The organism is Rhizobium sp. Leaf341 (genome assembly GCF_001424325.1).
Taxonomy (GTDB): Bacteria; Pseudomonadota; Alphaproteobacteria; order Rhizobiales; family Rhizobiaceae; genus Ferranicluibacter.
In genome coordinates this window covers 64563-77203 of record NZ_LMPE01000016.1, presented here as the reverse complement: position 1 = coordinate 77203, position 12641 = coordinate 64563, and the positions used below count along the sequence as shown (strand labels likewise).

The 12641-nt window shown below is 63.1% G+C and carries 9 protein-coding genes; 5 read left to right on the top strand and 4 right to left on the bottom strand.

The annotated features are described in order from the left end of the window. The first annotated feature begins 203 nt into the window (after positions 1–203). A complete protein-coding gene (gene tig, locus ASG03_RS19800; protein ID WP_062695427.1) occupies positions 204–1691 on the top strand; it encodes a trigger factor in 1488 nt (495 codons plus the stop codon). Positions 1692–1808: 117 nt separating this feature from the next. Here the strand turns inward: tig and sthA are convergent, their stop codons facing one another. The 4 genes from sthA to ASG03_RS19780 form a co-directional block, all read right to left on the bottom strand. After that, complete coding sequence (gene sthA / locus ASG03_RS19795; RefSeq protein WP_062468040.1) at positions 1809–3218, bottom strand: Si-specific NAD(P)(+) transhydrogenase; 1410 nt, start codon at positions 3216–3218, stop codon at positions 1809–1811. Positions 3219–3485: 267 nt separating this feature from the next. Beyond that, a complete protein-coding gene (gene radC, locus ASG03_RS19790) occupies positions 3486–4304 on the bottom strand; it encodes a RadC family protein (RefSeq protein ID WP_062468038.1) in 819 nt (272 codons plus the stop codon). Continuing rightward, on the bottom strand, positions 4304–5134 hold the full coding sequence (gene map, locus ASG03_RS19785) for a type I methionyl aminopeptidase (RefSeq protein WP_062695425.1): 831 nt from the start codon (positions 5132–5134) through the stop codon (positions 4304–4306). Before map ends, radC begins: the two co-directional genes overlap by 1 nt. A 215-nt stretch (positions 5135–5349) precedes the next feature. After that, positions 5350–7281: a class I poly(R)-hydroxyalkanoic acid synthase gene (locus ASG03_RS19780; RefSeq protein WP_082475879.1), complete on the bottom strand. Its 1932-nt coding sequence runs from the start codon at positions 7279–7281 to the stop codon at positions 5350–5352. Between the two features lie 63 nt (positions 7282–7344). On the opposite strand from ASG03_RS19780, the gene ASG03_RS19775 reads away from it, so the two are divergent. From ASG03_RS19775 to recJ, 4 genes are all read left to right on the top strand, one after another. Continuing rightward, positions 7345–7695, top strand: coding sequence for an SHOCT domain-containing protein (locus ASG03_RS19775; RefSeq protein ID WP_062468034.1), 351 nt, complete (start codon positions 7345–7347; stop codon positions 7693–7695). A gap of 309 nt (positions 7696–8004) precedes the next feature. Continuing rightward, entirely contained in the window at positions 8005–9222 is a 1218-nt protein-coding gene (locus ASG03_RS19770) for an LL-diaminopimelate aminotransferase (RefSeq protein WP_062695423.1), read from the top strand. 90 nt (positions 9223–9312) lie between these two features. Continuing rightward, complete coding sequence (locus ASG03_RS19765) at positions 9313–10638, top strand: homoserine dehydrogenase (protein ID WP_062695421.1); 1326 nt, start codon at positions 9313–9315, stop codon at positions 10636–10638. 63 nt (positions 10639–10701) lie between these two features. Then, positions 10702–12504: a single-stranded-DNA-specific exonuclease RecJ gene (gene recJ, locus ASG03_RS19760; RefSeq protein ID WP_062695419.1), complete on the top strand. Its 1803-nt coding sequence runs from the start codon at positions 10702–10704 to the stop codon at positions 12502–12504. Positions 12505–12641 lie beyond the last annotated feature (137 nt).

The following is a 12641-nucleotide window of genomic DNA, read 5'->3' as shown; positions in this document are numbered from 1 at the left end:
TTTAGGTTCTGGTGCCGCAAGGCGTGGGAGTTCAAGTCTCTCTACCCGCACCAGAGTGACGAGGGGTCGTTTCGACCCTGCGGCAACGCTGTTTTGCTTGCAAAGCAGCGTTCGATTTGCGTAAAGCCATTCCCGGCACCCGGATCGGCTCGCCTGAAGCATTCAATGGCAGAGCCCTGTCAACGTGAAATGAAGGTTGGAACATGCAGGTTATCGAAACGCTCGCGGACGGGCTGAAGCGCGAACTCAAGGTCGTCATCCCGGCAAAGGACATGCAGGCACGCATGAACGAGCGCCTGGCCGATGCAAAGGACAAGGTTAAGATCAACGGCTTCCGTCCGGGCAAGGTCCCGGTCGCGCATCTGAAGAAGATGTACGGCAAGTCGATCATGGCCGAACTCGTCAACGAGCTGGTGCGCGACAAGCCCACCGAGATCCTCTCCGAGCGTGGCGAAAAGTCTGCGACCCAGCCGGAAGTGGCAATGACCGAGGACGAGGCGGAAGCTGAGAAGATCCTCAGCGCCGAAGCCGATTTCGAATTCACGCTGGCCTATGAAGTCATCCCGGCAATCGAGCTGAAGGATGTCAGCGGCATCAAGATCACGCGCGAAGTGGTCGATATCGCCGACGACGAAGTCACCGAGCAGATCATGCGCATCGCTGAAAGCGCGCGGACCTTCGAAGACAAGACCGGTGCTGCCGAAAACGGCGACCGCGTCACGATCGACTACCTCGGCAAGGTCGAGGGCGAAGCCTTCGACGGTGGCAAGGACGAAGATGCCGAGCTCGTTCTCGGTTCCAACCGCTTCATCCCCGGCTTCGAAGAGCAGCTGGTCGGCGCGTCTGCGGGCGACGAGAAGACCATTACGGTGACGTTCCCGGCCGAGTATCCGGCTGCAAACCTTGCCGGCAAGGAAGCCACCTTCGACATCAAGGTCAAGTCGGTCGCCGCGCCTGGTGCCGTTGAGATCAACGACGAACTCGCCACCAAGCTTGGCGTCGAATCGGCCGACAAGCTGAAGGAGATCGTTCGCGGGCAGATCGAGAGCCAGTACGGCTCGATGACCCGCCAGAAGGTCAAGCGTCAGATGCTCGACCAGCTGGACGAGATGTATCAGTTCGACACGCCCCAGCGCCTCGTGGATGCCGAGTTCGACAACATCTGGCGCCAGATCAACACCGACCTCGAACAGGCCGGCAAGACCTTCGCCGACGAAGACACGACCGAAGGAGACGCACGCGTCGAGTATCGCAAGCTGGCCGAACGCCGCGTGCGCCTCGGTCTCGTTCTCTCGGAAATCGGCGAGAAGGCCGGTGTGACCGTGACGGACGAAGAAATGCAGCGCTCGCTGTTCGATCAGCTTCGCCAGTTCCCCGGCCAGGAAAAGCAGATCATCGACTATTTCCAGAAGACGCCTGGTGCGGCCGCTTCCCTGCGCGCACCGCTGTTTGAAGAAAAGGTCGTCGACCATCTGCTGTCCGAAGTCAGCGTGACCGACAAGACGGTCAGCAAGGAAGAGCTGATGGCGGAAGACGAGGACGGCGCCGAGAAGCCGGCCAAGAAGTCTGCCAAGAAGAAGACGGCTGCGAAGGCCGAAGCGGCTGAAGGCGAAGAATCCGCCGAAGCCCCCGCACCCAAGAAGAAGTCGGCTTCCAAGAAGAAGGCTGCCGACGACACCGCTGCCGAATAAGCGCAGCGACGTCTGATAAACAAAAACCCCGCCGGTCGTGCCGGCGGGGTTTTTCTTTGCGATGTCTTCAAGACCGTCGGGGCTGCTGCAGCTGACGGCCAGATGTGTCTTCCGCCTTCAGTGCCCGCTGCCCTGCAGGTCGCCCATGCGGTTCCAGGCATCGAGCCCTGCGATCTTGTAGGCTTCGGCAAGAGTCGGGTAGTTGAACGTGTTCTCGACGAAGTACTCGACCGTTCCCTTCAGGTTGAGGACGGCCTGGCCGATATGCACCAGTTCGGTCGCACCTTCGCCAACGATGTGAATGCCGAGCAGGCGGCGTGTCTTCAGAGAGAAGATGAGCTTGAGAAGTCCCGAATCCAGCCCCATGATGTGACCACGCGACGTTTCCCGGAAACGTGCGATGCCGCACTCGTACGGGATGCCGCGGGTCTTGACCTCTTCCTCGGTCAGGCCGCAGGTCGAGATCTCCGGGACGGCGTAGATGCCGTACGGAAAGAACTTCGGTGGCTCCTTGGCGATGGCGCCGACCGCGACCCGGGCGGCGATCCGCCCCTGTTCCATCGATGTCGAAGCGAGACTTGGAAAGCCGATCACGTCGCCGGCTGCATAGATGTTGGGGACGGACGTCTGGAACGTCTCAGGGTTGACGCTGAGCCGCCCCCGGGTGTCGGCCTGCAGTCCGGCAGCCGCAAGATTGAGCGTTTCTGTCGCCCCCATGCGACCTGCCGCAAACAGGACCATTTCGCAGATGATGACGCGGCCGCTGTCCAGCGTGATCTGGCACCGTCCGTCCGGCATGCGCTCCACCTTGTCGGCCTTCTGGCCGAGATGCAGCTTCATGTTGCGATCCCGCAGCTGGTAGGTGAAGTCCTCGACGATCTCCTTGTCGATGAAGTCGAGCATGGTCGATTTCGGATCGATGATCGTCACGGCCGTATCGAGGGCGCTGAAGATCGTCGCATATTCGATGCCGATGACGCCCGCGCCAATGACGGCCATCGAGCGCGGCAGTTCCGCTATATCAAGCAATTCGTCGCTGTCGAGAACGGTCTTGCCGTCGAAGGGGATGTAGTCGGGCCGGAACGGTTTTGTGCCGACGGCAAGCAGGATGCTCGTGCCCGTGATCTGCATGACCTCGCCGTCTTCCTTGGCGATCTGCATTGTCGTGGCATCCACGAAACTCGCGCGTCCCCGCAGGTGCTGCACGCGGTTGCGCGCAAACTGGTGCTCCAGCACCTCCACCTCGTGGTCGAGCGTGATCAGCAGGCGACGGCGCAGGTCGTCGGCGCTGATCTGCTCCTTGACGCGGTAGGCGCGCCCGTAGAATCCGCGTTCGCGCCAGCCGGAGAGGTTGAGGGCGGTTTCGCGCATGGTCTTGGAGGGAATCGTGCCGGTGTGAACGGAGACGCCGCCGACGCGCTTGCCCTGTTCGATCACCACCACCTTCTTGCCAAGCTTGGCAGCCTGGATGGCGGCACGGCGGCCAGCAGGGCCGCTGCCGACGACGATGAGGTCATACTGCATCATGGAGTGTTTCCGATAGAACGATGAATCATTGTGCGTTGCGGCGAATGTCGCGCCTCAAACGCGTAAAGGTCAATCATGGAGACGGTGTGAAGGGGGCGAAATGGCGGGAAACCGACAGGGCGGCAAGCCCTGCGCGAGCTTGGCCGGCGATTGCAGACTTTGCCCTCATCCACGTCGCCCGAAACTGTGCAGCGGTTTCGGGAAACGGCATGCATCAAAACAGGAACGTGAAGCGCGTTGCGTGAATCTTTCTTCACGCAACGCGCATTAGATGAGGCGCAGCCCGCGAAGGCTCGCATGACCATCGCGACCGATGATGATGTGGTCGTGAACCGTGACCCCCAGCGGCTTGGCGGTGTCGATGATCGTCTTGGTCATGTCGATATCGGCCCGCGACGGCGTTGGGTCGCCGGACGGGTGATTGTGGACGAGAATGATCGCGGTTGCCGACAGTTCCAGAGCCCGCTTGATCACTTCGCGCGGATAGACGGGCGTATGGTCGATCGTTCCCGTCTGCTGGACCTCGTCGGCGATCAGCGCATTGCGCTTGTCGAGAAAAAGGATCCGGAACTGTTCGCGCATCTCGTTGGCCATGGCGGCATGGCAGTATTCGATCACCTGGGACCAGGACGACAGCAGCGTCTTGCTGCGCAACTCGCTTTTCAGCATCCTGTGCGCGATGGTCGAAATGAGTTTCAGGTCGAGTGCCACGGTGTCGCCGATGCCCTTGATCTCCTGCAGCAGGGAGGGCGGCGCGCCGAGGACGCCAGAGAGCGTGCCGAATCGGTCGAGAAGCGCCTTGGCAATCGGCTTGGTGTCCCGGCGCGGAATGAGACGGAACAGGAGAAGTTCCAGCAGTTCGTAGTCGGCAAGCGCCGTATCGCCATTGTCTCGGTAGCGGCGCCGCAGCCGGTCTCGATGTCCGAGGTAGTGCGCTGCGTCGTCGTCCCTTGTCTCCGGCTTCGGTGCGAACCGACCCTGTCGCGACGACGGTGCGGAACGGGCCGGCTGATCCGCGAAGAAGCCGCGTTCGTCCGGAGGTTCCAGCGGATCGCCGTCGGTATCGAAGGGTGGTTTTGCTCCCATCACGCCGCCGGTAGACCGGGCCGGTCAAGGCCGGCAGGCGAGAGGGTGAAGACCTCGCAGCCATTGGCCGTCACCCCGACGGCGTGTTCATACTGGGCGGACAGCGAGCGGTCGCGCGTCACGGCCGTCCAGCCATCCGCCAGCACTTTGACATGCGGCCGCCCGAGATTGATCATCGGCTCGATGGTGAAGATCATGCCCTCGCGCATCTCCGGACCATCGCTCGCGCGACCGTAATGCAGGATATTGGGCGCATCGTGGAACAGTCTGCCGACGCCGTGGCCGCAGAAGTCCCGCACCACGGAGCAACGCTCGGCCTCGGCGAAGGTCTGGATCGCCTCGCCGATCGCACCGATCCGGGCGCCGGGCTTCACCGCCGCGATTCCGCGCATGAGGCACTCATGCGTCACCTCGAGCAGTCGCTGCGCGGCCCGCTTTATCTCGCCCACCGGATACATCCGGCTCGAATCGCCGTGCCAGCCGTCCACGACATAGGTCACGTCGATATTGACGATGTCGCCTTCGCGCAGTGGCTTGTCGTTCGGAATGCCATGGCAAACGACATGATTGATCGAGGTGCAGGAAGACTTGGTATAGCCGCGATAGTTCAGCGTCGCAGGCAGGACGCCGTTTTCCATGCCGAAGTCGAACACGAACCGGTCGATCGCGTCGGTGGTGACGCCGGGCTTGACGATATCGACCAGCGCATCGAGGCAGCGGGCCGTGACGAGACAGGCGCGACGCATGGCTTCGAAATCCTGCACGGTGTGCAGCCGGATGACGCCCGTGTTCCGTTGGGGCGCGGCCGCCGCTTCGATATAGTTGACCATGGCCGGACCTTTCCTGCTTGCCTGTCGTGCGTCGTCTGCTGTTCTGAAGATCCCGATGTGGCGGTTGCCCCGGGGACGATGTGCCGGTCCACGGGGGCGGCGCCGCTCATGCTAGTGGCAAGCCGGGAGGTCGGCAATGAACCGATGCGGAAAAATCGGGTGGCCTCGTAAGAATTCGGACGGATCCGGGCATGAGCACGGTTTCGGCCGGTCGCTCAGGCGCGGACCCGGACATAGGAGCCCGGAGCCTCTTCGATCGAGTTCATCGCACCGCCCGTCCGCCGTGCCTTGACCCGCTCGCCATCAAGCGACGCCACCCAGTCATGCCAATTCGGCCACCAGGAACCCGGTGTTTCCTGCGCCGCCGCAATCCAGTCGTCCAATGCGCCGGTCGGCGGCCCGCCAGTCCAGAACTGGTATTTCCGCTTGTCCGGTGGATTGACGACGCCCGCAATATGGCCGGAACCTGAGAGCACGAAGGTCACGTCTCCGCCAAAGGCGCTGCTGCCAAGAAAGACGGACTTGGCCGGTGCGATATGATCTTCCCGGGTCGCCAGATTGTAGATCGGGATCGTCACGTCCTTCAGCGACAGCGTCTTCCCCGCCAGTTGCATCTCACCGCGGCTGAGCTTGTTTTCGAGATAGCAGTTGCGCAGGTAGAAAGAGTGGTTGGCAGACGGCATCCGTGTCGAATCCGCGTTCCAGTAGAGAAGATCAAAGGCCGAGGGCTCGACGCCCTTGAGGTAGTTGTTGACGAAATACGGCCAGATCAGGTCGGAAGCGCGCAGCATGTTGAAGGCGAGCGCCATGCTCGACCCTTCCAGATAGCCTTTTTCCCGCATCCGCGTCTCGATCTGCGCGATCTGGTCTTCGTCGACGAACACCTTGAGATCGCCCGCATGCGTAAAGTCGACCTGCGTCGTAAAGAGTGTTGCCGACCGGATCCGCGTGTCGCCCTCCTGGGCGTGCAGCGCCAGCGTCGCCGCCAACAGCGTACCGCCGACGCAGTAACCGACGGCATTGACGTCGGTCTCGCCTGTCGCCTGGCTGATCGTGTCGAGGGCAAAGCCGATACCCTCGCGCGCATAGGACTCCCAGTCCTTGGCGGCGTGGCGTTCGTCGGGATTGACCCAGGAGATGACGAAGACCGTATGCCCCTGATCCACGGCCCACTTGATGAAGGATTTCTGCGGATTGAGGTCGAGAACGTAGAACTTGTTGATCCAGGGCGGGCAGATGAGGAGAGGGCGCTTCAGCACGGTCTCCGTCGTCGCATCGTACTGGATGATCTGGCAGATATCACTTTGCGCCAAAACCTTGCCGGGCGTGAGAGCGATGTTTTCGCCGATCGCGAACTTGCTCGTATCGCTCTGTCGAAGGCGGAGCTCGCCATTGCCGGACAGGATGTCCTCCGCCAGCATCCGCATGCCATTGACCAGATTGGCGCCGTTCGCCGCGACCGTCTCTCGGTAGAGTTGCGGGTTGGTGGCGATGAAGTTGGACGGCGAGAGAGCGTCCGTGATCTGACGGACGTAGAAGGCGGCCTTGTGGCGGGTGTGCTCATCCAGCCCGTCCGTTCGCGTCACCATCTTTTCAGCCCAGTCGGAAAGGACGAGATAGGCCTGGCGCAGCATGTCGAAGAACGGGTTGGCCACCCAGTCGGGATCCGCGAAGCGCTTGTCGCGTGGCGGCTCGGCGGCGGGTGGCGAACCCGCGGACGCCTCCAGACCGCTCACCTTCTCGAGACTGCGCGACCACATGCCCATCACGCTGGTCATCAGATGGGTCTGCGCCTCGAACGACCGCCGCGGATCGGCCATCCAATATTCGGTGACCTTGGAAAGCGTTTTCACCAGATCCGTCATGGGATCGGCGATCCTGTCGACCTTCTCGCCGCTTTCACGCGGGGCGAGCCAGGCGGACGCCGCCTTTCCGACCTGCTCCAGCGAGCGTGCGAGGTTGACGGTGAGGGCTTCGGGATCCTTGATGATATACGCTTCGATGGATTTCGGGTCGAAGCCAGGAAAGGGGCGCGCGCCGTCGCCGGTCGTCTTGTCGTCTCCCACCAGATCCTCCGCAATATCTCTTGCTTTTGGCTTTTTACATTTCGCCGGAATATCACTACAAGTGCCGACGCATGTTGCCATGCGGGGCGGGGATGCGCCACGCAAATCGGTAACCGGCGGACGATCTGGGCTTAGAGGGATGATATGAATTTGCTGTCGGGACATTCGAAGCTGCGCCTTGCAGCGATGGGCGCGCTTTGCGCCGCCGCCGTCGGCTGCACCACGCCCCGGGCCGACAACACGCCGAGCTATACGTCCACGATGGCGCGCCCGGTGCCGACGGACGTGTATCCGCGCATCGAGGGCAAGCTGCCTGCCGCGGCGCCGCAGATGACGAACGAAGAGGCGGCAAGCCTGTCGTCGAAGCTGAGCGCCCTTTCGGCACGCCGTGCGTCAGGCGCCATCTCGGAGGCCGAATATCGTCGCCGGCTTGCCGAACTCAATGCCCTTGCCGAACATCACGGCGCCGACACGCTCAATGAGATTCGCAATTAAGACTTGCCTTTCGTGACGATTGGACGCAAAGCCAGACCGTCGACCGAGGGGTGGATCAAGCCTTTACCACAGGGTTTTCCGGTCGCGCTGCAGCGTTGCAGGCCGTAGAACGCGTCCGAATGCCAGCAGATCTCTCAATGTCGCGCCATTTCCGGTTTGCCCGCGCGGAGACCAGCTTCGGAAAGGGTGCGGCGGGCATGTTGCAGACGGACGCGCCATCATTTTGCCGATGCGCCGTTCGAATTACATCAAGAGGACGCCCTCACGCGCATCCGGCCGGATGCAGGCGTTCTGGACAAGGTCAGAGAGATGGAAGAGTTTCATAAAGTCCGGCGTCTGCCACCCTACGTCTTCGAACAGGTCAATCGCCTGAAGGCAAGCGCGCGAGCGGGTGGCGCCGACATTATCGACCTCGGCATGGGCAATCCCGATCTTCCGACACCCCAGGCCATCGTCGACAAGCTCTGCGAGGTCGTACGCGATCCGCGGACCCATCGTTATTCCTCGTCGAAGGGCATTCCCGGTCTTCGCAGGGCGCAGGCTGCCTATTATGCGCGCCGCTTCGGGGTGAAGCTCAATCCCGACACGCAGGTCGTGGCCACGCTCGGCTCCAAGGAGGGCTTTGCCAATATGGCGCAGGCCATCACCGCGCCCGGGGATGTCGTGCTTTGCCCCAACCCCACCTATCCGATTCACGCCTTCGGCTTCCTGATGACCGGTGGCGTCATTCGGTCCATCTCGGTAGAGCCGGACGACACGTTCTTCCCGCCGCTGGAGCGGGCGATCAAGCACTCGATCCCCAAGCCCATCGCGCTCATCATCAACTATCCGTCGAACCCGACGGCGCACGTGGCGACGCTCGATTTCTACAAGGAGGTCGTCGCCTTCGCCAAACGGCACGACATCGTCATCCTGTCGGATCTCGCCTATTCCGAGATCTACTTCGGCGACACGCCGCCGCCGTCCGTGCTCGAAGTTCCCGGCGCGATGGACTGCACCGTCGAATTTACCTCCATGTCCAAGACCTTCTCGATGCCCGGCTGGCGTATCGGATTTGCCGTGGGCAACGAGCGTCTCATCTCCGCGCTGACACGCGTGAAATCCTATCTCGACTATGGTGCCTTCACGCCGATCCAGGTGGCGGCCACGCATGCGCTCAACGGTGACGGCTCGGACATCGCCGAAGTTCGCGCGGTCTACAAGCGTCGTCGCGACGTGCTGGTCGAAAGCTTCGGCAAGGCAGGCTTCGACGTGCCTCCGCCGGAAGCGACGATGTTTGCCTGGGCCAAGATTCCCGAGAAGTTTCGGCACCTCGGCTCGCTCGAATTTTCCAAGCTGCTGGTCGAGAAGGCAGACATCGCGGTCGCCCCCGGCATCGGCTTTGGCGAGCAGGGCGACGACTATGTCCGCATCGCGCTTGTTGAAAACGAGCATCGCATCCGTCAGGCGGCACGGAACCTGAAGAAGTTCCTGTCCACTGCGGACGACACGCTCCACAACGTGATTTCGCTCAACGCCCGCCGCTAGGCCCGACCCGACGTCGAACGGGACACCTGAGACACCATTCTCCCGCCGCAGCGTCGGCGGGACAGTTTTGAGACAGTGAGGACAATGAGTATGGCAGACGCGCTCAGAATCGGCATTGCGGGCTTGGGCACCGTCGGCGCCTCTCTGGTCCGCATCCTCACCGAGCGGCGCGAATCGCTTGCGACGACCTGCGGCCGGCCGATCGAGGTCGTTGCCGTCACCGCGCGCGACCGCGCCAAGGATCGCGGGATCGCACTTGCGGACGACATCTGGTTCGCGGATGCTGGCCGCCTGGCGGCCGAGGCGGACATGGACGTGTTCGTCGAGCTGATGGGCGGGGCGGGTGATCCGGCATACGCCGCGGTCAAGGCCGCGTTGTCGCGCGGCATCCACGTGGTCACCGCCAACAAGGCACTGCTCGCGGCGCACGGCATCGAACTGGCCGGCCTCGCCGAAAAGCATGGCGCTCTCTTGAACTACGAGGCGGCCGTTGCCGGCGGGATTCCGGTGATCAAGGCGCTGCGCGAGTCGATGACGGGCAACACGATCGCCCGCGTCTACGGCATCATGAACGGCACCTGCAATTACATCCTGACGAAGATGGAGAAGGAAGGCCTGAGCTTCGAGGCCTGCCTGAAGGAGGCCCAGCGGCTCGGGTATGCCGAGGCGGACCCGGCCTTCGACATCGAGGGCAACGACACGGCCCACAAGCTGTCGATTCTGACCAGCCTGGCGTTCGGTACGGCCATCGCGGCTGATGACATCTATCTCGAAGGCATCACCAATATCTCGATCGAAGATATCCAGGCGGCGGCCGATCTCGGTTACCGCATCAAGCTTCTCGGCGTTGCCCAGCGCACCACCAGCGGCGGCATCGAGCAGCGCGTGCATCCGACCATGGTGCCGTTCGATTCCGTCATCGCCCAGGTCGATGGCGTTACCAATGCGGTGGCGATCGAGTCCGACATTCTGGGCGAGCTTCTGATGGTCGGTCCGGGTGCCGGGGGCAATGCGACGGCATCTGCCGTTCTCGGCGATATCGCCGATATCGCCAAGAGCCGCCCCGGTGCGCAACATGTGCCGGCTTTCGGTCGGCCCGTCGACGCGCTGATCCCCTACACCCGCGCGCAGATCCAGAGCCACGAGGGTGGCTACTTCATCCGGTTGAAGGTGATCGACCGCGCCGGCGTCTTTGCGAGCGTTGCGACCCGCATGGCGGAAAACGGCATCTCGCTCGAGTCGATCATGCAGCATTCCAAGCATACCCAGGAAACCGGCAAGCCGCAGACGATCATTCTCGTGACGCATGCGACAGCCGAACACGCGGTGCGCGATGCGGTCGCCACCATCAAGGGCGAAGGCTATCTCGTCGGCGAACCGCAGGTCATCCGCATCGAGCGTCCGAAGGATTACTGACATCGGCGCCGTTTCGCCCGCACTGTCGGCCAGCCGGCCAGCGTCTTGTGGAAGTAGGCCGTCATGAACGAGCTTCCGGATCCGGTTCCGCGCGCGTTTCTCGGCGTCGAAACATCGGTCACCGGCCAGAGATGGGTGTCGCGGCTCGATCAGGCAGGCCAGAACAGGGCTTTGGCGATCAGCCAGGTCCACGGCCTCCCCGATCTCATTGCGCGCGTTCTTGCCGGCCGCGGGGTCCAGCAGGAAGATGCCGTCGCATTCCTCGATCCGACCATCCGCAACCTGATGCCGGACCCGGATCGCCTGACGGACTGCCGAGCGGCCGCGATCCGGATCGCCGATGCGATCGCACATCGGGAGCGAGTCGCCATTTTCGGCGACTATGACGTCGATGGCGCCGCGTCCTCCGCCATCCTCTATCGCCTGCTCACGCATTTCGATGTGACGGCCGAGATCTACATTCCCGACCGGATCTTCGAAGGCTACGGCCCCAACCCCTCTGCCATCGACAAGCTGATCGACAACGGGGCTGGGCTGATCGTCATGGTCGATTGCGGCTCCACCAGCCATGAGTCGCTGGAGCGGGCCCGCGCGCGCGGCGTGGATGTGGTCGTCATCGATCACCATCAGGTCTCCGGCGCGCTGCCGCCGGCCGTTGCCCTCGTCAATCCCAACCGCGAGGATGATCTGTCGGGGCAGGGTCATCTCTGTGCTGCAGGGGTCGTCATGCTGGTGCTCGTCAACCTGCTGCGTGTCCTGCGCGAGCGGGGCGATCTGCGGGCCGGCAGCTTCGATCTCCTCTCCCATCTCGACATCGTCGCCCTTGCCACCGTCTGCGACGTCGTTCCCTTGAAGGGGCTTAACCGCGCCTTTGTGGTCAAGGGCCTGATCGCGGCCCGCCACATGAAGAACCCGGGCCTCGCGGCACTCTTCCGCAAGGCGGGTCTCAGCGGACCTGTCACGCCCTATCACTTCGGATTTCTCGTCGGACCGCGCATCAACGCGGGTGGCCGCATCGGCGATGCCGCGCTCGGCAGTCGTCTGCTGACGCTCGAGGATACCCACGAGGCCGACGTCGTGGCCGCCCGGCTGGATGAGCTCAACCGCGAGCGCCAGGCGATCGAGCAGGTGATGCTGATGGAGGCGCAGGCCGAAGCCTTGGCCGAATACGGCAATGGCGATGGCGCGTCCGTGATCGTCACGGCGCGCGAGAACTGGCACCCGGGGATCGTGGGACTGTTGGCAGCCCGTCTGAAAGAGAGCTTTCGCCGCCCGGCCTTTGCCATCTCCTTCGATCTCAATGGTCGGGGCACCGGCTCCGGCCGCTCCATCGCGGGCTTCGATATCGGCAAGGTCGTTCGTGCGGCCGTCGAGGAGGGGATTCTCGTCAAGGGCGGCGGTCATGCGATGGCGGCCGGGCTTACGATCGAGCGTGCCCAACTCGGGCGCCTGCGCCACTTTCTCGAGGAACGCGCCGGCCGCGCCGTGCACGATCTCGTGGCTGCCGAGACCGTCAAGATCGACGGGGCCTTGGCGGCCTCCGGCGCGACGATCGAGCTGATCGACCGTCTGGAGCAGGCGGGGCCCTATGGGTCTGGCCACCCGCAGCCGATTTTCGCCCTTCCGGCCCATCGGGTCCGCGACGTCCGCCAGATCGGTACGGACCATGTGAAGGTGACGGTTGAAGGTCAGGACGGCGCGCGGCTGGACGCGATTGCCTTCCGAGCCTTCCAGACGCCTCTCGGCGACTTTCTCCTCGCCGCGCGCGGCTTGACCATCCATCTCGCCGGCAGCCTCTCAGCCGACCACTGGCAGGGCACGCGGCGTGTCCAGCTCCGCATCATCGACGCCGCCCGCGCCTTGTAACGGTCACTCACGCGGAAGGCGGGGAATCGTCCGCAAGGCTGCCGAGGTCAAGAACCCGAGACCAGGAACCCGTGCCGCGAAGCGGCAGGCGGAAAGTGCGTGTCTGACAGTGGGGGAGCCAATAGTGGGGGAGCCAG